The sequence below is a fragment of the Phenylobacterium sp. genome, assembly GCF_030651755.1.
Lineage (GTDB): Bacteria > Pseudomonadota > Alphaproteobacteria > Caulobacterales > Caulobacteraceae > Phenylobacterium.
This window is the reverse complement of sequence record NZ_JAUSBZ010000134.1, coordinates 23,064-45,247: the sequence shown is the minus strand read 5'-3', so window position 1 is coordinate 45,247 and position 22,184 is coordinate 23,064. Positions and strand designations below refer to the sequence as shown.

Sequence of the window (22,184 nt, the reverse complement as noted above, 5' to 3'; positions counted from 1 at the left end):
CTCGCCGGAGGCCGTTTCTGCGGCCGGCTCCGGTCAGCGGTATGGGGCAGAGACCACATCGTGAGCCAATCGGTCACTATTTCGATCGACGCCATGGGCGGCGATCACGGCCCGGCCGTCACCATCCCAGCCTTGGGCCTTGCCGCCCGACGCCTGGGGACCGGCGCGAGGTTCCTGGCCCATGGGGATGCTGGAGCCATTGAGGCCGAGCTTGCGCGTCTGCCTGAGTTGGCGGACCGGGTGGAGGTGCGCCACACCGACAAGGTGGTGGCCAGCGACGAGAAGCCGGCCACCGCTCTTCGTCGCGGCAAGGGCTCAAGCATGTGGAATGCGGTGGAGACCGTGAAGCTGGGGGAGGCGGGGGGCGCCGTCTCAGCCGGCAACACCGGCGCCTTGATGGCCATCTCCAAGCTGATCCTACGCATGAGCGCCGATCTGGACCGACCGTGCCTCACCGCCAGTTGGCCCACCGCCCGGGGCTTCACCACTGTGCTCGACGTCGGGGCGAATGTGGATTGCGATGCCGCGCGGCTGGTGGAGTTCGCCATCCTCGGTGAGGCGTTCCACCGGGCGGCCCATGGGGTGGAACGGCCGACGATCGGCCTGCTGAACGTGGGCTCAGAGGACATCAAGGGGCACGAGGAGGTCCGTGAGGCCCACCGGATCCTGCGGGAAGGCGGCGTCGGCCTCAACTATTACGGGTTCGTGGAGGGTGACGATCTGACCCGCGGCGTGGTCGACGTGGTCGTCACCGACGGCTTTACCGGCAATGTCGCCCTAAAGACCGCCGAGGGCGTGGCCAAGTTCATATCGGGTGAGCTGAGAGCCGCCCTGACCTCGTCCCTGGGCGCCAAGCTTGGGGCCCTGATGGCCCGGAAAGCCCTTCTCGCCTTCCGCGAGAGGCTGAGCCCGCCGGCGGCGGCGCCTTTGCTTGGCCTCAATGGCGTGGTGGTGAAAAGCCATGGCGGCGCCGAGGCCCGGGATTTCGCCGACGCCATCCAGGTGGCGGCCGACCTGGCGCGTAGCGGCTTCGCCGCGGAGATCACACGAAGCATGATACGGCTGGGGTTCGGCGCCCGTCCGGCGGCCGTTACGGCGGATCAGGGAGGCGAGTGAGTTGAGTTCCGTTCGTCGCAGCGCCGTCACCGGCGTCGGAGGCTATCTTCCAGACGAGATCGTCACCAATGATGACCTCGCAAAATTCGTGGACACCAGCGACGAGTGGATCCGCGAGCGGACCGGCATCCAGATGCGCCGTCGGGCGGGCCCAGATCAGGCGGTGTCCGACCTTGCGGTGGAAGCCGCCCGTCGCGCCCTCGCCGCCGCTGGGCGAACGGTTGATGAGGTCGACCTCATCATCGTCGCCACGACGACCCCAGACCTGACCTTTCCGGCCACAGCAGCCATCGTTCAGCGCAAGCTGGGCTGCCCGGTGGGCATCGCCTTCGACATTCAGGCGGTCTGCTCCGGCTTTGTCTACGCCCTGTCGGTCGCCGACGGATTTGTCGCGCGCGGTCGCAGCCAGTGCGCTCTGGTGATCGGGGCGGAGATGATGACCCGCCTGATGGACTGGACGGACCGGGGCACCTGCGTTCTGTTTGGCGATGGCGCCGGGGCGGTGGTCCTTGAGCCTGTGGACGGGCAGGGAACCACCGATGATCGCGGCCTTCTGGGCTTCGCCCTTCGGGCCGACGGGACCAAACAGGACCTGCTCTATGTAGACGGCGGCCCCTCGACCAATGGCGAGGTCGGCAAGCTCCGGATGCAGGGCAATCAGGTCTTCCGTCATGCGGTGGTGAACATCTCCGAGGCTGTGACCGCCGCGGCCGCCGATGCTGGGGTGGAGGTGGCCGAGGTCGACTGGTTTGTCCCGCATCAGGCCAATATGCGGATCCTGGAGGGCGTGGCCCGGCGCCTGGGCATCGACGAATCAAAGGTCATCACCACTGTGGCCGAGCATGCCAACACCTCAGCCGCGTCGATTCCCCTGGCCATGTCGGTGGGCGTGGCGGACGGGCGGATCAAGGCGGGGGATCTGATTCTGTTGGAAGCCATGGGCGGCGGCCTCACCTGGGGCGCCTGTGTGCTCCGCATCTGAGCGGACTCTCAAAACTGGACTGGAACCCTTTGACCTTGCCCGACAATCACGGCATGAGGGGGCTTCATAGTTGTCCGGGGCGGGGTGCGTATGAAGGGCTCGACATTGACGCGGGCTGATCTTTGCGAGGCGGTCCATGATGAGGTGGGCCTGTCCCGGCAAGATTGCGCCACCCTGGTGGAGCGCACCCTGGAATTGATGATCCAGGCCCTGGAAGCGGGTGAGCAGGTCAAACTGTCTGGTTTCGGCGTCTTTCAGGTTCGCGCCAAGCGCGCGCGGATGGGCCGCAACCCCAAGACCGGCGAACCGGCGGCGATCGAACCTCGTCGGGTGATCGGCTTCCGCGCCTCCCAGGTGATGAAGGCGAGGGTCGACAAGGCGCTCGCCGAGGAAGACTAGGCCGTGGCCAAGAGCCCCGAAGCCTTCCGGACGATTTCGGAAGCCGCCGAGGAGCTTGACGTGCCTCAGCACGTGCTGAGGTTCTGGGAGACCAAATTCTCTTTTATTCGCCCGATGAAGCGGGCTGGCGGCCGGCGGTTCTACCGCCCCCAGGATATCGCCGTGCTGCAGGGCGTACGCCGTCTGCTGCATGATGAAGGCTACACAATCAAGGGCGTCCAGAAACTCCACAAGGACCAGGGGCTTCGCCGTCTGCTGACCGAGGCGGGCTCCGATCTGGAAGCCTCCGCCGCGGCGGACCCCCCACTTGATCGCGAGTCTCACCTGCGGCTTCAGGCGGTTCTGGAGACGCTCGAAGCGGCCAAGTCTCGTCTGGACAGCTGTCTTGCAGAGAGCGGCGATCCAGCCTGACTTTGCGGGTTGCCGGGCGCGGGGCGCCCGCCTATAAGACGCGACCTCGCCGCTGGCGACGGAGCGTAGCGCAGCCTGGTAGCGCACTTGACTGGGGGTCAAGGGGTCGTGGGTTCGAATCCCGCCGCTCCGACCATCGTCCGATTGGACGAGGTCGAACATGTCACATGACAGGGCTTGGCCTCAGCCGCCGCGGTTCATCCAGCTGATGAGGGGCAGGATGGGGATGCCCCAGGCCAGTCCCGCCACCGCGAAAAACACCGCCTGAACCCACAGGACATCGGGCAGACGCTCGCCGATCGCCACCGCCGCGACGGCGTAGGCCGCGACAAACGCGACCATCCCGAACAATCCAAGCAGTTTTCGCAGGCGGGCGCTCATCGAGTCCTCGTGAGACGAATGGCGCCCTGGCGGCGCAACCCTATATAGGGCGCGCCGCCGGTGACTGTCACTTCCGCCGGATCAGGCCGACAATCGCCAGAAGAAGGATGGCGCCGATGGTCGAGACGATCAGGCTGCCGATGAAGCCATCGAAGGGAAAGTTGATGGCGCTGGCGATGAAGCCGCCGATCAATGCGCCGACCAGACCCACCACCAGATTGGTGAAGAGGCCATGGTTGCGCTTCATGACTTTCTCCGCGATCCAGCCGGCGAAGATGCCGATGATGATCGCGCCGAGGATTCCAACGCCGCTCATATTGAGGTCTCTCCCTGTCACGGCGCGGGTCGCCGCCCCCTCACAATGCGGTCAAGCTTGCGAGGTTCCAGACAGGGTTACAAGGGCGACCATGCATGGACGGAACCCCTCCGGTGCTTTAGCCCATGCCCAACTTAAACCCCAAAGAGGCGCGATCTCGCCGCAATGACCTCGTTCCTGCGTTCGGACCGGTCGACGCCGGTCGCCATCTGGCTCGCCATCGTCGCCGCCCTTGTTCTTGTCATGGTCGTCGTCGGTGGGGCCACGCGCCTGACGGACTCAGGCCTGTCCATCACCGAATGGAAGCCGGTGACCGGCGCCTTGCCGCCCATGTCCGATGCGCACTGGGCGGCCGAGTTCGACAAGTACAGACAGATTCCGCAGTACCAGATGGTCAACCGCGGCATGAGCCTGGACGAGTTCAAGGTCATCTACTGGTGGGAGTGGGCGCACCGCTTCCTGGGCCGCCTCGTGGGCCTGGTCTACGCCCTGCCATTCGCCGTCTTCCTGATCCGCAAGGAGATCCCCAAGCGCCTGATCCTGCGGTGCGTGGCCCTGTTCGCCCTTGGCGGTCTGCAGGGCGCCATCGGCTGGTGGATGGTCTCCAGCGGCCTGTCCGAACGGGTCTCGGTGGCTCCAGAGCGGCTCATGGTCCACTTGGGCCTGGCCTTCATCCTGTTCTCAGCCTTGATCTGGACGGCGTTGGACGCCTGGCGGGGGGAGGCGCGACAGTCCCTGCCCAGCCCCTGGAGCATCCTCGCCCTGGGCTTGATGGGGCTGATCTTTCTGCAGATTCTGCTGGGCGCCCTGGTGGCCGGCAATGACGCGGGGCAGGTCTATAACGACTGGCCGATGATGAACGGGACGTTGTTTCCTCGGGACTACGGCGGGGATGGGCTCTGGGGGACCATCGCTCACAGCCAGGGCGCCGTTCAGCTGCACCACCGCCTCGCCGGCTATGTCTTGACAGTGGCGGTGATCTGGATGGCCATCAGCGCCCGCCGCACCAACTATGTGCCGCCGCCGGCCAAGCGACTGATGATGGCCACCACGCACGCCACCCTTCTGCAGGTGGTGCTGGGAATCGCCACCTTGATGCTCGTGGCGCCCCTGTGGCTGAGCATGATCCACCAGTTCCTGGCCGCGGTCGTACTGGGTCTGGCGACGGCCTTCGCTTGGCGGGTCCGCCGGGTCTAGGGCCGGAGGGTCAGGCCCGGAAGCTGGCCCAGGGTCCGGTGATGGCCAGGGTCAGCCCGGGCCAGTAGATGTTCACAAAGCAGGTGGAGCCGTCGGGCGAGAAGCAGGCGCCGGCCAGTTCGGCGTTCCCCTCGAAGACGTTGCGGGCGATCGTATAGACCCGCCCATCGGGCGTGATCCCCTTCAGATGGTTGCGCAGGGTTTCAGAATAGCGGTCCTCGCAGGCGAACATGTGCCCCCACGGTGCGATCGCCAGATTGTCGGCGAAATCCATCACGCGGGAGTCGCTCGGCTCGACAAACAGCTCCAGTTGGCCCGGGGCGTCGGCCTCTCCAGCCTGGCCTTCCTGCGGGCTGGGGATATAGCGCAGCACCTGGCCGTGGCCGGCCGGTCCGCTCGATGTGCAGGTGAAATAGACACCCTCTGGGCTCCAGAAAATCCCCTCGCCGCGGCCGACGAAGGCCGCCCCAGCCGCCTGCATCCGCAGGCGCAGGTCCTCATCGGGATTGTCCGCGCCGACTACGTCAATCCAGGCGCAGGCCTTGCGGTCGCCAACCTTCCAGCTGGGTTCGGAGCCCTTCATGTTTCGGGCGTCGCCGCCCTCCGGCGCGTCGACAAAGCCCAGGGTCTGGAGTCGGCCGCCCTTGGCGGGGTTGCGCCGGTCATTGGGCAGGAAGCGATAGAACAGGCCCTTGGAGTCGAAGGAGTCCTCGGTCAGATAGATGACGCCGTTGGCCGGATCGACGGCGGCGGCCTCATGCTGAAACCGACCCAGGGCCTTAAGGGGGACGGGGGCCACCAGACCCTTGGACCGCGCGGGCACCTCGAACACCCACCCATGGTCTTTGCCGAGGCCCGCCTTGGGAGACAGGGTGGTTTCCTCGCAGGTCAGCCAGGAGCCCCAGGGCGTCACGCCGCCAGCGCAGTTGACCAGGGTCCCGGTCAGGCTGAGGTGCTGGCTCTCAAGCCTCTGGCTCTTGAGGTCGTAGATCAGGGTCGTGACCCCGCCGCCGAGGGGAAAGCCGTCGGCGCCGACATCATAGGCCTGTCCCGGCTTCAGTCGGTCGGCCAGCTTTCGACCATGGCCAAGGGGACCATAGTTCAGGTCCCTGGGACCAAGTTCGTGGTTACGCAGCAGGGCGATTTTGCTTCCCCCCAGGGGGATGGCGCCCATGCCATCGGCCTTGTAGGGCACGAAAAAGCCGTCATCCATCGTCTGGCCGGCGTGTGAGATCACCCGGTAGGAAAAGCCCTCAGGCAGGTCGAGGATCTTGTACGGGTCGGGCTTCAGCGCCCCGTAGCCATAGACCTCATTGAGATAGGTCTCTGAGCCGGGCTGGGCCTCGGCGCGCAAGGCGTAGCCGGAGAAGGCCGCGCCGGCCGCGGCGGCGCCCAGCAGGGCGCGACGGTGAAGGGGCATGGGGTCTGGTCTCAAGAGGGTTTCCAACCATCATACGCAAAAAGCTGCGGCGTTGTGATGACGCTGGTCAAATCGGCATTGGACGGGCGCGATATGACATATATCGTGTCAATATATTTGAGAGCGCCGCACCAACCGCGTCCTTTGGAGGCTCACCGTGACCCTGACCTATGACCTCTATTGGTCCTTCCGCTCACCCTATTCCTACATGATCACCCCACGTTTGACGGCGCTTGAGGCGGCCTATGACGTGAAGGGCGTGATCCGTCCGGTCTATCCGCTTGCGGTCCGCACGCCGGAGTTCTTTGAGACCCGCGACCCTCTTTGGTTCAGCTACTTTCTGACGGACATCCATCGCGAGGCGGCTTTCCTGGGTCTGCCCTTCGGATGGCCGCGCCCGGACCCGGTCTATATGGACATGGCCACGCGGACCTATCCCAAGGATCAGCCGCATATCCACCGCCTGACTCAGCTCGGGGTCGCCGCCGCTGAACGGGGCGCAGGTCTGGCCTATCTGACGGAGGTCAGTCGGGTCATCTGGGGCGGCGATGTCGAGAACTGGCACGAGGGCGACCATCTTGACCGGGCGGCCGAGCGTGCGGGGCTTGATCCGGTGGACCTGGCCGCCGCGGTGGACGGAGACGCCGCCCGCCTCGACGCGGTGGTCGAGGCCAATCAGGTCGCCCAGCGCCAGGCCGGTCACTATGGCGTGCCCATGATCGCGTTCAACGGCGAGCCGTTTTTTGGCCAGGACCGTTTTGATCAGTTCAAATGGCGCCTGGAGCAACGTGGGCTGACCCCGAGGGGGCGATAGGCGCCACAAGCAGGTAGGCGGGTTCGCCGGACCTGTTACAGTCTGGCTGGGGCGGCCTGTGGCGCCACCCTGGCCCAGATGCGGCCTCACTTTTTGACAGACGGTACATGAGCGATTCCTCTCCGCCCTCCGGCGTGTCGGAGCAACTGCCCGTTTCGGCCCGGATCCGGGCGCGGCTGAAGTCGTCAAACAAGCGCTTCTACGCCAATGACAACATCGCCGCCTTCCTGGAGCCTGGCGAGCTTGAAGCCTTGTTGGATGAGGTCGAGGGCAAGTTCCGCTCCGTGCTGGACAGCCTGGTGATCGACATCGATAGCGATCACAACACTCAGGACACCGCCCGCCGGGTGGCCAAGATGTACCTCACCGAGGTGTTCCGCGGGCGCTATGCCGAGGCGCCGCCGGTGACCGAGTTTCCCAATGCCGCGGCCCTGAACGAACTGATGATCGTCGGGCCGATCACGGTGCGAAGCGCCTGCAGCCACCATTTCTGTCCAATCATGGGGCGCCTGTGGGTTGGCCTGATGCCCAATGAGCACTCCAACCTGATCGGCCTGTCGAAATATTCCCGCCTGGCCGAATGGGTGATGTCCCGCCCACAGATTCAGGAGGAAGCCATCACCCAGATGGCTGAACTGCTGATGGAGAAGGTGCGTCCGGACGGCCTGGCCGTGGTGATGGAAGCCGACCACTTCTGCATGCACTGGCGCGGGGTCAAGGACACTGAAACCAAGATGACCAACAGCGTCATGCGGGGGTCGTTCCTGAAGGACCACACCCTGCGCAGCGAGTTTCTCTCGCTGATCAAGTCCAGCAAGTAGGTAAGGCGCCATGCTCGTCCGCTGTCTCTATGCCAGCCGTCCTTCAGCCGCCCTGCAGGGGGCTGAACTGGACCGCATTCTGGATCAGTCCCGGAAGAACAATCCGGCCCTGGGCATCACCGGCCTGCTCTGCGTCTCCGACAACCTGTTCATCCAGGTGATCGAGGGGGGGCGCGACGAGGTTTGTGACCTCTACAACGCCATCGTCCGCGACGAGCGCCACCAGAATGTGCGGATGCTCTCCTATGAAGAGATCTCCGAGCGACAGTTCGGCAACTGGACCATGGGGCAGGTGAGCATCAAGAAGCTCAACCCGTCCCTAGTGCTGAAATATTTCCGCCGGCTCGAGTTTGACCCCTTCGAGTGTTCCGGGGCCGCAACCCTGTCCCTGTTGAATGATCTGGTGGCCACGGCGTCGATCATCAAGCGTGGGGATTAGCCCGCCAGGGCGAGCGAGGTAATATAATACCTCAGCCCTGCGGGCCGTGATTTATAAGGGTTTCCGACCAGTCTGTGTTGACAAGTCGGCGCCCGACACGTACATGCCGCGCCTCACGTCGCCGGCGCCTTGCCGCCGTCGCAACTTACGGATCGTCCCCATGATGAAGACCACGGCTTCTTTGAAGCCCGCCGAGGTCGAGAAGAAGTGGATCGTGATCGATGCTGAGAACGCCGTGGTCGGCCGCCTCGCCTCGTTCATCGCCATGCGTCTTCGCGGCAAGCATCGGCCCGACTACACCCCGCACGTCGATTGCGGCGACTATGTCGTCGTCGTCAACGCCGACAAGGTGAAGTTCACCGGCAAGAAGCTGACCGACAAGGTCTACTATTGGCATACCGGCCATCCGGGCGGCATTAAGGAACGGACCGCGGACAAGATCCTCGGCGGCAAGTTCCCCGAGCGCATCCTGGAAAAGGCCGTGGAGCGCATGCTCCCCAAGGAAAGCCCCCTGGCCCGCAAGCAGATGACTCACCTGCGCATCTATACGAGCGCTGAACATCCGCACGCCGCCCAGAACCCCGAGACCATCGCGTTCGCCGAGATGAACGCCAAGAACGTGCGGAGCGCCTGAGGCCCATGTCCGAGACCCAAGGTTTCGAGGCCCTGCAAAGCCTCTCGTCCAACCCCGAATCGGCCCCCCGCGAGCCGGTCATCGACCAGTATGGCCGCTCCTACGCCACCGGTAAGCGCAAGAACGCCGTGGCCCGGGTGTGGATCAAGCCCGGCAAGGGCAAGATCACCATCAATGGCCGCGACCAGGAGATCTATTTTGCGCGCCCCGTGCTGCGCATGATGATCGCCCAGCCGCTGGAGATCGCTGACCGTCTGGGTCAGTTCGATGTCATCGTCACCGTCAAGGGTTCGGGCCTGTCGGGCCAGGCCGGCGCGGTCCGTCACGGCATCGCCAAGGCGCTGACCTATTACGAGCCGGGCCTGCGTCCGGTCCTGAAGCCGCATGGCTTCCTGACCCGCGACTCCCGTGTCGTCGAGCGTAAGAAGTACGGCAAGGCCAAGGCCCGCCGTAGCTTCCAGTTCTCGAAGCGCTAGTCGCACGCGAACACCGCGTATGCGAAATGGGGCGCTTCGGGGATCCGGAGCGCCCTTTTTCTTGTCCATCGTCCCAAGCGGGAGACGACCATGGCCCATAAGATCTTCATTGACGGCGAGGCCGGCACCACGGGTCTGCAGATCCGGCAGCGGCTGGCGGACCGGCGCGATCTCGAGGTGGTGTCCATCGACCCGGCGCGGCGGAAGGACGCCGACGCCCGAGCCGAGCTGTTGAACAGCGTCGATGTGGCCATTCTCTGCCTGCCCGACGACGGCGCCCGCGAGGCGGTGAGCATGATCGTCAATCCCCAGGTCCGGGTGATCGACCCCTCAACAGCCCACAGGACCGCGGCGGGCTGGGCCTTCGGGTTTCCAGAACTGGCGCCGGGGCATCGTGAGACGATCGCCACGGCGAAGCGGGTCACCAATCCTGGTTGCTGGTCCACCGGGTTCATCGCCCTGGTGGCGCCCCTCGTCCGGGCCGGTCTGATTCCGCCTGAGGCTGCGCTCAGCGTGCATGGGGTCTCAGGCTATTCAGGCGGCGGCAGGGGGTTGATTGAGGAGTTCGAACAGGCGCGACCGGCGGCCGGCACAGCCGACGCCTTTCGGCCCTATGGCCTGACCCTGGCCCACAAACATCTGCCAGAAATGGTCGCCTATACCGGACTTGCCCATCCGCCAATCTTCTCGCCGGCGGTCGGACGCTACGCCCAGGGGATGATCGTGGAGGCGCCCGTTGCGCTCTGGGCCTTGCCTGGACGACCAAAGGCGGACGATCTGCGCGCAGCCCTTTCGGAGGCCTATGCCGGGGAAAGGTTTGTTCAGGTCGCCACCGACCTGGAGATCGCTCAGCTGAGTCAGGCTCGGGCGGGGGCGGCTGGCTATGTCCAGGCCCTGGATCCCGAGGCGTTGAATGGCTCCAACAGCCTGCGCCTCTATGTCTTTGCTGATGAGAGCCAGGGTCAGGCGCGGCTGATGGCCGTGCTGGACAATCTGGGGAAGGGCGCTTCGGGCGCGGCCGTGCAGAACCTCAACCTGATGCTGGGTCTCGACGAGGCCGCCGGATTGAGCCTGGCCTAGGGAATGACGACCTGACGATCATCGCATTTTCGCCGACCGCAGGACGCGGGCGGCGACCTTTGCAATCAGTGCTTAACCTCGCGCGCGCAGTCTGGCGCGGTCGCAGTCTGACGCTTACGAGGGTTTCCTGCTCATGACTCACGCGCCGCATGTCGACTCGTGGTCTGAATCGTCATCTGCGAGGGGCGAGGGGGTGGCGCTGGATGTCGGCACCTTCTTCGAGGTCTCCCTCGACCTGCTGGTCATCCGCGATATCGACGGCCGTGTGCTCAAGGCCAGCAGATCCTGGCACAGCGCCCTGGGTCATCGGCCTGAAGAGATGGAGGGCCGGCCGTTACTGCGCCTAGTTCATCCCGACGATCTTCCTGGCACCATGGACAGCGTGACCGAGGTCGAGAGGCGCCGCGCCGGAGATCCTGCGGTGGGCTTCATCAACCGGTATCGACACAGGGATGGCGGCTACCGCACCCTGGAATGGCGGGCCCAGAGGTTTGGCGATCGAATCTATGGAGTCGCCCGCGACGTGACCGAGCGGGTCGCCGCCGAACGCGAACTGATCGAAGCCAAGGCCGCCGCCGAGGCCGCCAGCCGCGCCAAGACGGACTTCCTGGCCAATATGAGTCATGAGGTTCGCACCCCCCTCAATGGCGTGATTGGCATAGTCGACGCCCTGTCCCGGACGCCCCTTAGCCCCGAGCAGGCGGAGATGGTGGGCCTGATCCGGGACTCTGGCGTAATCCTGGAACGGCTGGTGTCCGACTTCCTGGTGGTCTCAAAGATCGAGGCGGGACAGCTTGAGCTCGAGGCTCGCCCCTTCGATCTGGAGGAGGCGTTGCGGCCCTGTATCGAGGTCATGCGTCATCGGGCCGATGACAAGGGGCTGGCCCTTCACGTCGAACGCGACGAAGCCGCTCGGGGACACTTTCTGGGGGATGCGACCCGGATTGGCCAGATCGTCGGCAATCTTCTGTCCAACGCGGTCAAGTTCACTGAGCAAGGTCACGTCACCCTGCGCATCGGGCGAGTTCAGGGCGCGAATTCTGATCACCTGACCCTGGTGGTCGAGGATACGGGAGTCGGCTTTGACGCTGTGTCCGCCGCACGCATTTTTGAGCGGTTCAGTCAGGCCGATGAAACGATCAGCCGACGATTTGGCGGCACGGGTCTGGGCCTCTCGATCTGTCGCGCCCTGACCGATCTGATGGGCGGCGACATTTCGGCGACCTCGGAGCCTGGTCGAGGAAGTCGTTTCACGGTCTCGATCCCGTTGACGCAGGTTGAACCCCCGCCGGCGGCGGAGGCCAAAAGCATGGGCGCGCGTTTGAATCCCGCCCAAGAGGGCCCCATGCGAATCCTGCTGGCGGAGGATCATCCGACTAACCAGCGGGTCGTGCAGTTGATCATGGCCAGCCAGGACGCTGAACTGACGATCGTTGAGGACGGACGCCAGGCGGTGGCGGCCTTTTCTGGCGGGGCGTTCGACATTGTCCTGATGGACATGCAGATGCCCAACATGGACGGACTTTCGGCCACGCGCGCCATCCGACTGATGGAGGCCGAGCGGGGCGGGGCGAAAACGCCCATCGTCATGCTCAGCGCCAACGCCATGGCCGAGCACCAGCGTGAGGCCCTGGCCGCGGGGGCCGACATGCATGTCGCCAAGCCCATCACCGCCGCCAGCCTCCTGGGCGGAATACAGGCTGTTCTGGCCAGTCAGGCGGCGCGGTCAGCCTGAGGAATTCTTCAGGCGGCTTCATCCACACGCTGATCTGGGGCGTAATGGAAGCATGAACCTGCTCAACGCCCTCCATCGCCGGAGCTTCCTTTTCGGCGCCAGCGCGCTCTGCGCCTGCAGCGGTGCGCCTCATGCCCAGGCGACTGAGGCCCACGCCAATTCCCCCTGGCGCAAGCTGACGGACGCCGAGTGGAAGGGCCGCCTATCGCCAGCGGCCTATCAGGTCCTTCGCCGGGAAGGCACCGAACGCGCCGGCACAAGTCCACTCGATCGGGAGACGCGTCGGGGGACCTATGTGTGCGCTGGCTGCGAACTTCCCCTGTTCAAGTCCGTCTGGAAATACGACAGCCGCACCGGCTGGCCGAGCTTCTATCGGTCCGTCGAAGGGGCGCTCGGCGAGAAGACAGACTTCAAGATTGGTCTTCCGAGAACCGAGTACCACTGCGCCCGCTGCCTGGGCCATCAGGGGCACGTCTTCAAGGACGGACCCCGCCCGACGGGACTCCGCTACTGCAATAACGGCGTGGCCCTGAAGTTCGTGCCGGCCTGACCCAAAAGCCAGACCCAGGCGACCTAGGACTTCACGCGAACATAACGGCCCGGCGCGTCCTCAATGGGTGGCAGCGGTCCTTTCGCTGGATCGCGGGCCGGGACCAGATCACCAGCATAAGACTTCAGCCACTCGATCCAGTGTGGCCACCAGGAGCCTGGCGTTTCAGTCGCGCCAGCCTGCCACTCAGCCAGGCTGGGAGGGAGCTGATCGAAGGTCCAGTGCTGGTACTTCTTGGCGGCCGGCGGATTGACCACTCCGGCGATATGACCAGACCCCGCTAAGGTGAAGGTCACCGGTCCGCCAAACAGGCGGGCGCCGCGATAGACTGAAACGGCGGGCGCAATATGGTCCTCCTTGGAGGATTGCACATAGATCGGCGTCTTCACTGTTCCAAGGTCCAGCTTCACGCCATCCAGCTCCAGCTCACCCTTGGCCAGGGCGTTACGGCCGTAGAACTGGCGCAGGTAGAACATGTGCAGCGCCTTGGGCATGCGGGTCTGGTCGGAGTTCCAGAACAGCAGGTCGAAGGGGCGCGGCTCCTTGCCCATCAGATAGTTGTTCACGAAGAACGACCAGATCAGGTCGTTGGAGCGCAGGATATTGAAGGTGTCGGCCATGGCCTGACCCGACAGGACGCCGCCTTCGGCGTCCATCTTCTCCTCCAGGTCCTTCAGCCAGGATTCATCGGTGAACAGGAGCAGATCGCCGGCCTCGGCGAAATCCTGCTGGGCGGCGAAAAAGGTCGCCGAGGCGATCCGTCTGTCCCCCTTGGCGGCCATGTGCGCCAGGGTGGCCGACAGCAGAGTGCCGCCAATGCAATAGCCAACGGTATTGACCCGATCCACGCCAGCCTGGGTCATGGCCGCCTCCGTGGCGGCGTAGATACCGTCGCGCATATAGTCTTCGAAGGTCCGGGCGGCCAGGCTTTGGTCCGGATTGACCCAGGACGCCACGAAGACGGTGATCCCCTGGCTGGCCAGCCAACGGATCATCGAATTGTCAGGTCGCAGATCAAGAATATAGAATTTGTTGATCCAGGGCGGGAAGATGACGAGCGGGATTTCATGGACCTGGTCTGTCGACGGCGAGAACTGCAGAAGCTGTAGAAGCTCGTTCTCAAACACCACCTTGCCCGGCGCGGTGGCGACATTCTCGCCGATCTTGAACTGCTCGTAGTCGGTCTGGCTGATCGAAAGTTGCCCCCCGCCCCGCGCCAGATCTGCGGCGAAATTCTCCATGCCCCGAACGAGGCTTTCCCCTCCCGTCGCCATGATTTCCCGCAGCGCTGTGGGATTGCTGGCCAGGAAATTGGTGGGCGCAAAGGCGTCTGTGAGCAGCTTCATGAAGAACTCGACCCGACGACGGGCCATGGGGTCCACCCCCTCGACGCCGCCAATCAGCCCGTTGAGCCAGTCAGCGGTGACGAGATAGGACTGCTTCATCACATCGAAGACGGGGTTTTCGGACCAATCTGGGTCCAGGAAACGCTTGTCCCCTTTGGCGGGCAGGGCGATGGGATCAGGCGTCTCGCCCGCCATGCGCCGGGCCGTCGATTGCCAGAGCTCCATGTAACGCGACAGCAGGTCGGCCTGGGCGCGAACCAACCGGTCCGGCTGGCTGGCCAGCTTGCCCATGACCTCGGTCAGGGCCGGGGCGATGTGGAAGGGATCGGTGGACAGGGCTGCGGGACGGTCGGCCTGCCGCAGGGCCGCCTCGGCGATAGCCCCCTGGGCGGTCATGGCCGCCCGAGCAAGGTTGCTCGACAACCCTTCCAGCAGTCGGCGCTGTTCGGCGGTGAGGTCCTCAGGGGCGAGCAGGGGCGGGGGAGCGACGCTGTCAGGATTCGCCGCAGGCTTGGCCTTAGGCGCAGCCTGCACGGGTTTGGCGGTCGGCGTGGCGGCCTTCGGGTCCGAAGGCTTGGCCGTTCGCGGGGCCTTGGCCGCAGTCTTGGCGGGAGCGGTCGCTGGCGCAGCGGCCTTGGCGGAGGCGGTTTTGGTCGCCGTCGCCGGCGCAGCCTTGGCGCGTGCGGTGGTTGTCTTGGCCTTGGTGGCGGGCTTTTCTTTGACCTTTGCCACGCCGGCTTCAGGCGTGGACCTGGCGGCGTTTGTGGCGGAAACCTTGGGCGCGGCTTGCAGCGCAGCCTTGGGCTTGGAGGCCGGTTTGCGGGTCTTCGGGCTCTTTTCGCTCATGGAAGGCCGTCCTCCGGACAGATGGGCGGATTGTCGCCCTTTCGTTGGACCCCATCATGTCATAAGAGCGAGGCGGAAATGAATGTCTCAGCTCGTCTTTTTCTGAACTCTCATGGCGCGCCGCTTCGGCGCGGAGCGATCGTCTGCCTCGGGGCGGCGATCCTTGGCGGCTGCGCCAATGCAAATCCGTTCGCCGCGGCCCCCGTCGACCCACAATCCCCCGCCGCCAAGGCTGTCCTGGCCAACGCCCGGGCTGACCGGGCCTATCCCAGGTTCAGCGACATTCCTGCAGCCCCCGTCAACGCCCGCGCGCCGGGCGCCTGGGCTGCGGCCGTCTCCGATGTTGAGGCCGCCCGGGCCACGCTCTATGCCGAGACGGCCCCTGGAACCTGGACGCTCGAAGGAACAGAGGCCTTCGCCGCCCGGGCCCGGACCCAGGTGACGCCGCCGCCAATGGCCGGCGCAGCGTCCGACACCGAGGCCTTCGCCCGGGACGCCCGGGCCCGAGCTACACCGCCTCCGTCGTCCCGTTGAGGGGACCTGCGGAGGCGAAAAGTTCCCTGAACCTGCTTGGCGGACTCCTGCCCGGAGTCTATCCATGCGCGACTTTCAGCTCCCAGAGGCCGCAATCGCGGCAGAGCTTGCAATGACCCCTGAATTCCACCGCATCCGACGCCTCCCGCCCTATGTCCTGGAGGAGGTCAACCGTATCAAGGCGCGGCTTCGCGCCCAGGGCACCGACATTATTGACTTCGGCATGGGCAATCCCGACATGCCGACGCCCAAGCATATTGTCGAAAAGATGATCGAGACCGCCCGCGATCCCAAGGCGGGTCGCTATTCGGCCTCCAAGGGGATTGTCGGTCTGCGCCGCGCCATGGCCGGCTACTACAAGCGTCGCTTCGGCGTGACCCTGAACCCCGACACCGAGGTGATCGCCACCCTGGGCTCCAAGGAGGGGTTCGCCAATCTGGCCCAGGCCCTGACCGCGCCCGGGGACGTCATCATCTGTCCAAACCCGGCCTATCCGATCCACGCCTACGGATTCATCATGGCTGGCGGGGTGATCCGTCACGTGCCGGCCCATTCTCCGGAGGAATATCTGGCGGGCGTCAGCCGCGCGGTGAAGCACTCCGCCCCGCCGCCGAGCGTCTTGATCCTGTCCTATCCGTCCAACCCGACGGCCCAGTGCGTTGACCTGGACTTCTACAAGGACGCCATCGCTCTGGCCCGGAAACACGACCTGCTGGTGATTTCCGACATCGCCTATTCGGAGATCTATTTCGACGACAACCCGCCGCCGTCGGTCCTGCAGGTCGAAGGCGCCAAGGACATCGCCGTCGAGGTCAATTCCCTGTCCAAGACCTACGCCATGGCCGGCTGGCGGGTCGGCATGGTCGTGGGCAATGAGCGGATCTGCAACGCCCTGGCGCGCGTGAAGTCCTATCTGGACTACGGCGCCTATACGCCGATCCAGGTCGCCGCCGCCGCCGCGCTCAACGGGCCGCAGGATTGCGTCGCCGAGATCCGCGCCATCTACAAATCCCGTCGCGACGTGCTGGTGGAGTCCATGAAGCGGGCCGGTTGGGACATTCCCTCACCCCAGGCCTCCATGTTCGCCTGGGCGCCGGTGCCTGAAAAGTTCAAGGAGGCCGGGGCGCTGATGTTCTCCAAGCTGCTCATCGAGGAGGCCGGCGTCGCTGTGGCGCCCGGCGTCGGTTTTGGCGAGTACGGCGAGGGCTTTGTCCGCGTGGGGCTGGTCGAGAACGAGCATCGCATCCGCCAGGCCGCCCGCAATGTGAAGAAGTTCCTCGGCAACGCCGATGAGATTCTCGCCCGCGCCCATAACTCGGTGACCAGCTGATGAGTGCTCGCAACTGGCGCGTCGGCGTCGCCGGACTTGGCACCGTCGGCGCAGGACTGCTGACCTTCCTGAATGAGCGTCCTGATTTCGCCCCTGCAGGAGGCCTGGTGAGCGTGGGTGGCGTATCGGCCCGCTCGCGCAGTCGGCCGCGTCCCTTCGACATCTCTGGTCTGGCCTGGTTCGACGATCCTGTGGCCTTGGCCCAGTCCGATGAGGTGGACATCTTTGTGGAGCTGATCGGCGGGTCTGACGGCCCCGCCAAGGCCGCCGTCGAAGCCGCCCTGAAGGCGGGCAAGCCGGTCGTCACGGCCAACAAGGCCCTGATCGCAGAGCATGGCGCTGATCTGGCGGCCCTGGCCGAAGCGGCAGGCGTTCCCTTGCTGTTTGAAGCCGCCGTCATGGGCGGCACGCCAGCCGTCAAAATGGTCCGGGAGGCCATGGTCGGCGACGATGTCCGCAGTCTGTCAGGGATACTCAACGGCACCTGCAACTTCATCCTGACGGAGATGGAGCAGGGCGGCCGGGCCTTTGAAGATGTCCTGGCCGAGGCCCAGCGCCTGGGTTACGCCGAGGCTGATCCCACCATGGATGTCGGCGGGATCGATGCGGCTCACAAGATCACCATCCTGGCGGCGCTGGCCTTCAACTGCGCACCCAATTTCGCCGCTTGCGAGATCGAGGGGGTCGAGCAGGTCGAGTTGCTGGATATTCGCATGGCCAAGGACCTTGGCTACCGCATCAAGCTGATCGCCTCGGCTGACCGGAGCGAGGATGGGGTCTCGGTGCGGGTGCATCCGTCGTTGGTGCCCTTGGATCACCCCCTGGCCCAGGCTGGCGGGGCGCTCAACGCCCTGTTCATCGAGGGGCAGAGGCTGGGTCGGATATTCATCCAGGGCGCGGGCGCAGGAGCCGGTCCGACGGCTGCGGCCGTCGCCGCCGACATAGCCGATGTAATGACTCAGGCCGTCCGTCCCGTGTTCCAGCGACCGGCGACGGATCTGGCCGCCTTCACGCCCATTGACCGTAGCCGCAGCCTGGTGCGGGCCTATCTGCGCCTGCTGGTGAAGGATGAGCCGGGGGTGATCGCCGCCGTGTCCGAGACCCTGGCCGAGGCGGGGGTCTCCATCGAGAGCTTCCTGCAAAAGCCCGTCGCCGACGCCGAAGGGGTCCCGATCGTTCTGACGACCCATGCCGTCTCTGAATCGGTGCTGGCTCAGGCGGTTGAACGCATCGCCGGTCATCCGGCTGTCATAGAGGCGCCGCGTCTGATGCGAATCGCGCGGATATGAGACTTCCCGGAGACTAGGGCGCCCTGGTGGGCAGGACGGAGACCGACATGAGCGCTGAGACCCTTGATCGCGGACTGGTGCTGGATTCGGTTAGGGTGACAGAGACCACCGCCATCGCCGCCTGGAGCCTGGTGGGGCGCGGGGATGAGCGCGCCGCCGATCAGGCCGCCGTTGACGCCATGCGCACCGCCCTCAACGACCTCGATATCGATGGGGAAATCGTCATCGGCGAGGGGGAGCGCGACGAAGCCCCGATGCTCTATATCGGCGAGAAGGTGGGCCGCGGCGGCCCTGCGGTGGATATCGCTCTCGACCCCCTGGAAGGCACCACCTTGACCGCCAAGGCCATGTCCAACGCCCTGACCGTGATGGCCTGGGCGCCCAAGGGCACGCTGCTCAACGCCCCTGACACCTATATGGACAAGATCGCCTGCGGACCGGGCTATCCAGAGGGCATAATTGATCTGGACGCGACGCCGGCTGAGAACGTCAACGCCCTGGCCCGCATTCGCGGGGTGGACGCCAGCCAGATCACCGTTTGCGTCCTTGATCGTCCCCGCCATGGCGAGATCATCGCCAGCCTGCGTGAAGCCGGCGCCCGGGTTCACCTGATCACCGATGGCGATGTGGCCGGCGTGATCAACACCGCCGATCCGGAGACGGGGATCGACCTCTATCTGGGGCAGGGCGGCGCCCCCGAGGGGGTGCTGGCTTGCGCGGCGTTGAAGTGTGTCGGCGGCCAGTTTCAGGGGCGGCTCGTCTTTCGCAACAGTGATGAGCGCCTGCGGGCCGAACGCTGTGGGATCACAGAGCTCGACAAGAAGTACGACCTCCACGAGATGGTGCGCGCCGACGCGATCTTTGCAGCGACCGGCGTCACCAAGGGGGTGCTGCTGGACGGGGTCCGCCTGAAGGACGGATTTGTGCACACCCATTCCCTGGTCATGAACTCGTCCACCCGCACGGTTCGGGAAGTGCGGATGAAGCGGCCGGTGTGACCATGGCCGACGGCGCCGGCGCCCTGGGCTATCTTGATGTCGACCGCTCCCTCAGCGGTCGGCTCTGGCGCGCCCGGCCAGCCGACCCAGCGCTGGTCCGCAGCCACCAGATGGCCCTGGGACTGGACGAGCCCATGGCGCGGGCCTTGGCGGCGCGCGGGGTCAGCGCTGAGGCGGCCGAGAGTTACTTGCAGCCGACCCTGAAGGCGCTCTTTCCGGACCCCACAACCTTCGCCGACATGGACAAGGCGGCTGGGGTCCTGATGGACGCCCTGGTCGCTGACAAGGCGGTTGTGGTCTTCGCCGACTATGATGTGGACGGCGCCTCCAGCGCGGCCTTGCTGGTCAGGTGGTTCGCCGCCATGGGCAAGCGCCTGTCCATCTATGTTCCTGACCGGGTCACGGAGGGCTATGGCCCATCACCGGCCGCCTTTCGTCGGCTGCGGGAGGAGGGCGCCGACCTCGTGGTGACGGTGGATTGCGGGGCCGCAGCCTGCGACGCCATCGCCTGCGCCAATGAGATCGGGTTGGACGTGGTGGTGATCGACCACCACCTGATGCGCGACGAGGTTCCTGTGTGCGCCGCCCTGGTCAATCCCAACCGCCCAGACTGCGAGTCCGGGCAGGGGGTGCTGGCCGCGGCTGGCGTGACCTTCGTCCTGTTGGCGGCGCTCAATCGGGAGGCCCGCCGCCGAGGGCTCTTCGCTGAGCGGTCAGAGCCGGATCTGCGCCAATGGCTCGACCTGGCGGCCATGGGCGCGGTCTGTGACGTCACCCAGTTGGTGGGCTTCAATCGGGCGCTGACGGCTCAAGGGCTGAAGGTGATGTCCGCCCGGGGAAACCCTGGACTGAAGGCCTTGCTGGAGACCGCCGGCGCCAAGGGGCCAGCGACCACCTTCCATGCCGGCTTTGTCCTGGGACCGAGGATCAACGCCGGCGGGCGAATCGGCCGTTCGGACCTGGGCGCGCGACTCCTGTCCACCGACGATCCCGATGAGGCGCGCAAGCTCGCCCTTGAACTGGATGCGCTGAACGCATCGCGGCGGGAGGTGGAGGCGGAGGTCCTTGAGGCCGCCGTGCGACTGCTTGAGCGCGAGAGCAACTTCGCCGATCAGCCCCTTCTGCTGGTCTCGGCGGACGATTGGCATCCAGGCGTCATTGGCATCGTCGCCGGACGCCTGAGGGAGCGATACCGCAAGCCGACCCTGGTGGTGGGGATCGACCGCGCCGCCGATGTGGGCAAGGGTTCTGGTCGATCTCAGCCTGGGGTGAACCTCGGCCGGGCGATCCAGGCCGCCTTTGACGCCGGTCTCCTGCTGGCCGGTGGCGGCCACGCCATGGCGGCGGGCCTATCGGTGCGTCCCAGCCTCCTGCCGGACTTGCGAGAGTTCCTCTGCAACCGACTGGCCAATGAGGCTGAAGCCGCCGCGGAATCGGATGCGCTGGAAATTGACGCCCTGATCACCACAGCCGGAGCCGACCGCGGGCTGCTGGAATCGTTCCAGCGGCTGGCGCCCTTCGGGCCAGGCAATCCAGAGCCCCTGTTCGCCCTGGCTGAAGCTCGTGTGGAGCGTCCGATGATGCTGCGGGGAGGGCATGTTCGTTGCACCCTGACGGACCGGTCAGGCGGGCGTCTGAAGGCCGTAGCGTGGCGGGCGGAGGCTACGGAGGTCGGTCGGCGGCTGATGGCCGGCGGCGGCGCGATCCATGCGGTGGGTCGTCTGAAGGCGGACGATTGGAATGGGCGACAGGGCGTAGAGCTGGAGATCGACGACATCGCCGATCCCCGTCGCAAAAACGTCTAGGCTGCGGGTTGCGTGGGGCAGGGAAGGCGGATATAGAGCCGCCCTCCGCGTCGAGTGGTCCCTTCGTCTATCGGTTAGGACGCCAGGTTTTCAACCTGGAGAGAGGGGTTCGACTCCCCTAGGGACTACCACGCGGAGTTCTGATCTTCCCTCCTGCTGAGACCTTCTTGCGATCGGGTTCGCCAAGGCGGGCGTTCGCAACGAACCTGCGCTGTTTGCGTTGAAATGATGCAGCAGACGGAGATCGCGATGAAAACCCTCCCCCTCATCATTCTCGGCGCCGCCGCCCTCGCCCTGGGCGCCTGCACTGATACGAATCCAGAGCAGACCGCGACCGCTGCGGCCATGCCCGACACCGCAACACCGGCGCCGGCCGACGCCGCGCCGTCGCAAACGGCTGAGACCGAGGAGAATCTGCCCCCGGTCAATCTGCCCCCGGTCTCAAACTAGCGGCCGCATCGCCAGACAGCCCCTGATCTGCCCGGCCCCTGATCTGCCCGGCAAGCCGGCGATTTCGGCATTGCCAAGCTTGTTCGACCAAATGGTTATTGACGGCTCTCGCCTAACGAGAACACTGTTATAACTGGCCCGGTTGTTAGCATTGAGGGAGATCGGGCCAGAGGGGCGCATGTCTGGTTACGATTTTCACGATGCCGGCGCTGACGACGCTGTACGCATCAGCGGTCGCGTAAAATGGTTTGACGCTGGCAAGGGGTACGGCTTCGTCGTTCCCGACGACCCCAGCAAGACAGACCTAAAGGACGTCCTGCTGCACGTGACCTCGTTGCGGGATTCCGGTCATGAGAGCGCTTTGGAAGGCGCCATTATCGTCTGTGAGGCCATTCGACGCCCCAAGGGTTGGCAGGTCGCCGAGGTCCTCGAACTGGATGAGAGCGCCGCCCCCCCGCCCGAGGTTCGTCGTCCCCGCGAGGAGGTCAGCCGTCGTGATGGGGCCGACCGCGGTCATGACCGCGGCGACGGCTTCACGCGGCCCCGCAGGCCTGTCCTGGCGGGCGGTCCCCCCGAGCGTGCCAAGGTCAAGTGGTTCAATCGCGCCAAGGGCTACGGGTTTGTGGTTCGCGAGGCTGAGCCGGGCGACATCTTCATCCACATCGAGACCCTGCGCCGGGCGGGACTTGAGGATCTGCAGCCGGGCGATGATGTGATGGTGCGGTTCGCCGAAGGTCCGAAAGGCCTTGTGGTGGCCGAGATCGAGTCGGTAGGTCTGGCCTAGAGCCATAATGCCGCCGCGCTGCGCGGGATGA

24 protein-coding genes and 2 tRNA genes are annotated in these 22,184 nt (G+C 65.4%); 22 read left to right on the top strand and 4 right to left on the bottom strand.

Annotated elements, in window-relative coordinates; genetic code table 11:
* Positions 1-60 precede the first annotated feature (60 nt).
* The 5 genes from plsX (at position 61) to Q7V15_RS12640 (ending at position 3,044) form a co-directional block, all read left to right on the top strand.
* Positions 61-1,116, top strand: a complete 1,056-nt coding sequence (gene plsX / locus Q7V15_RS12660) for a phosphate acyltransferase PlsX (RefSeq protein WP_304756014.1) — start codon at positions 61-63, stop codon at positions 1,114-1,116.
* 1 nt (position 1,117) lies between these two features.
* On the top strand, positions 1,118-2,098 hold the full coding sequence (locus Q7V15_RS12655; protein WP_304756013.1) for a beta-ketoacyl-ACP synthase III: 981 nt from the start codon (positions 1,118-1,120) through the stop codon (positions 2,096-2,098).
* A 90-nt stretch (positions 2,099-2,188) separates the two neighbouring features.
* Positions 2,189-2,497: an integration host factor subunit alpha gene (locus Q7V15_RS12650; protein ID WP_300578845.1), complete on the top strand. Its 309-nt coding sequence runs from the start codon at positions 2,189-2,191 to the stop codon at positions 2,495-2,497.
* 3 nt (positions 2,498-2,500) lie between these two features.
* Entirely contained in the window at positions 2,501-2,908 is a 408-nt protein-coding gene (locus Q7V15_RS12645) for a MerR family transcriptional regulator (protein WP_304756012.1), read from the top strand.
* 59 nt (positions 2,909-2,967) lie between these two features.
* Positions 2,968-3,044, top strand: a tRNA-Pro gene (locus Q7V15_RS12640).
* A 47-nt stretch (positions 3,045-3,091) separates the two neighbouring features.
* Here Q7V15_RS12640 and Q7V15_RS12635 read toward each other — a convergent pair.
* The gene (locus Q7V15_RS12635; RefSeq protein WP_304756011.1) at positions 3,092-3,289 is read right to left on the bottom strand and encodes a DUF2842 domain-containing protein; all 198 of its coding nucleotides are present in this window, start codon (positions 3,287-3,289) and stop codon (positions 3,092-3,094) included.
* Between the two features lie 67 nt (positions 3,290-3,356).
* Positions 3,357-3,605, bottom strand: a complete 249-nt coding sequence (locus Q7V15_RS12630; RefSeq protein WP_304756010.1) for a GlsB/YeaQ/YmgE family stress response membrane protein — start codon at positions 3,603-3,605, stop codon at positions 3,357-3,359.
* Positions 3,606-3,770: 165 nt separating this feature from the next.
* Between Q7V15_RS12630 and Q7V15_RS12625 the strand changes: the two genes are divergently transcribed.
* Positions 3,771-4,802 (top strand): COX15/CtaA family protein, encoded by a 1,032-nt coding sequence (locus Q7V15_RS12625; RefSeq protein ID WP_304756009.1) that lies wholly within the window; start codon positions 3,771-3,773, stop codon positions 4,800-4,802.
* Positions 4,803-4,812: 10 nt separating this feature from the next.
* On the opposite strand, the gene Q7V15_RS12620 is transcribed toward Q7V15_RS12625, so the two are convergent.
* Positions 4,813-6,222 (bottom strand): alkaline phosphatase PhoX, encoded by a 1,410-nt coding sequence (locus Q7V15_RS12620; protein WP_304756008.1) that lies wholly within the window; start codon positions 6,220-6,222, stop codon positions 4,813-4,815.
* A gap of 157 nt (positions 6,223-6,379) precedes the next feature.
* On the opposite strand from Q7V15_RS12620, the gene Q7V15_RS12615 reads away from it, so the two are divergent.
* From Q7V15_RS12615 to msrB, 8 genes are all read left to right on the top strand, one after another.
* On the top strand, positions 6,380-7,036 hold the full coding sequence (locus Q7V15_RS12615) for a 2-hydroxychromene-2-carboxylate isomerase (protein WP_304756007.1): 657 nt from the start codon (positions 6,380-6,382) through the stop codon (positions 7,034-7,036).
* 107 nt (positions 7,037-7,143) lie between these two features.
* Positions 7,144-7,857, top strand: coding sequence for a GTP cyclohydrolase I (gene folE, locus Q7V15_RS12610; RefSeq protein ID WP_304756006.1), 714 nt, complete (start codon positions 7,144-7,146; stop codon positions 7,855-7,857).
* A 10-nt stretch (positions 7,858-7,867) separates the two neighbouring features.
* Positions 7,868-8,296, top strand: coding sequence for a BLUF domain-containing protein (locus Q7V15_RS12605; protein WP_304756005.1), 429 nt, complete (start codon positions 7,868-7,870; stop codon positions 8,294-8,296).
* 160 nt (positions 8,297-8,456) lie between these two features.
* Positions 8,457-8,930, top strand: a complete 474-nt coding sequence (gene rplM / locus Q7V15_RS12600) for a 50S ribosomal protein L13 (protein ID WP_304756004.1) — start codon at positions 8,457-8,459, stop codon at positions 8,928-8,930.
* A gap of 5 nt (positions 8,931-8,935) precedes the next feature.
* Positions 8,936-9,406, top strand: a complete 471-nt coding sequence (gene rpsI / locus Q7V15_RS12595; protein WP_293317302.1) for a 30S ribosomal protein S9 — start codon at positions 8,936-8,938, stop codon at positions 9,404-9,406.
* A gap of 90 nt (positions 9,407-9,496) precedes the next feature.
* The gene (argC, locus tag Q7V15_RS12590; RefSeq protein ID WP_304756003.1) at positions 9,497-10,486 is read left to right on the top strand and encodes an N-acetyl-gamma-glutamyl-phosphate reductase; all 990 of its coding nucleotides are present in this window, start codon (positions 9,497-9,499) and stop codon (positions 10,484-10,486) included.
* Between the two features lie 193 nt (positions 10,487-10,679).
* Complete coding sequence (locus tag Q7V15_RS12585; RefSeq protein WP_304756002.1) at positions 10,680-12,221, top strand: ATP-binding protein; 1,542 nt, start codon at positions 10,680-10,682, stop codon at positions 12,219-12,221.
* 52 nt (positions 12,222-12,273) lie between these two features.
* Entirely contained in the window at positions 12,274-12,771 is a 498-nt protein-coding gene (gene msrB / locus Q7V15_RS12580; protein WP_304756001.1) for a peptide-methionine (R)-S-oxide reductase MsrB, read from the top strand.
* 23 nt (positions 12,772-12,794) lie between these two features.
* Here the strand turns inward: msrB and phaC are convergent, their stop codons facing one another.
* Positions 12,795-14,513 carry a class I poly(R)-hydroxyalkanoic acid synthase gene (phaC, locus tag Q7V15_RS12575; protein ID WP_370689810.1) on the bottom strand — a complete coding sequence of 573 codons (1,719 nt, stop codon included), beginning with the start codon at positions 14,511-14,513 and terminating at the stop codon, positions 12,795-12,797.
* 528 nt (positions 14,514-15,041) lie between these two features.
* Here phaC and Q7V15_RS12570 point away from each other — a divergent pair.
* From Q7V15_RS12570 to Q7V15_RS12535, 8 genes are all read left to right on the top strand, one after another.
* Positions 15,042-15,497 (top strand): hypothetical protein, encoded by a 456-nt coding sequence (locus Q7V15_RS12570; RefSeq protein WP_304755999.1) that lies wholly within the window; start codon positions 15,042-15,044, stop codon positions 15,495-15,497.
* Positions 15,498-15,609: 112 nt separating this feature from the next.
* Positions 15,610-16,827, top strand: a complete 1,218-nt coding sequence (locus Q7V15_RS12565; RefSeq protein ID WP_304755998.1) for an LL-diaminopimelate aminotransferase — start codon at positions 15,610-15,612, stop codon at positions 16,825-16,827.
* Positions 16,827-18,116, top strand: coding sequence for a homoserine dehydrogenase (locus tag Q7V15_RS12560; RefSeq protein WP_304755997.1), 1,290 nt, complete (start codon positions 16,827-16,829; stop codon positions 18,114-18,116). The genes Q7V15_RS12565 and Q7V15_RS12560 overlap by 1 nt, the downstream gene beginning before the upstream one ends.
* A gap of 47 nt (positions 18,117-18,163) precedes the next feature.
* Positions 18,164-19,114 carry a class II fructose-bisphosphatase gene (gene glpX, locus Q7V15_RS12555; RefSeq protein ID WP_304755996.1) on the top strand — a complete coding sequence of 317 codons (951 nt, stop codon included), beginning with the start codon at positions 18,164-18,166 and terminating at the stop codon, positions 19,112-19,114.
* 2 nt (positions 19,115-19,116) lie between these two features.
* Positions 19,117-20,919 (top strand): single-stranded-DNA-specific exonuclease RecJ, encoded by a 1,803-nt coding sequence (recJ, locus tag Q7V15_RS12550; protein ID WP_304756016.1) that lies wholly within the window; start codon positions 19,117-19,119, stop codon positions 20,917-20,919.
* A gap of 56 nt (positions 20,920-20,975) precedes the next feature.
* Positions 20,976-21,050, top strand: a tRNA-Glu gene (locus Q7V15_RS12545).
* A 118-nt stretch (positions 21,051-21,168) separates the two neighbouring features.
* On the top strand, positions 21,169-21,369 hold the full coding sequence (locus Q7V15_RS12540; protein ID WP_304755995.1) for a hypothetical protein: 201 nt from the start codon (positions 21,169-21,171) through the stop codon (positions 21,367-21,369).
* A 178-nt stretch (positions 21,370-21,547) separates the two neighbouring features.
* On the top strand, positions 21,548-22,153 hold the full coding sequence (locus Q7V15_RS12535; RefSeq protein WP_304755993.1) for a cold-shock protein: 606 nt from the start codon (positions 21,548-21,550) through the stop codon (positions 22,151-22,153).
* Positions 22,154-22,184 lie beyond the last annotated feature (31 nt).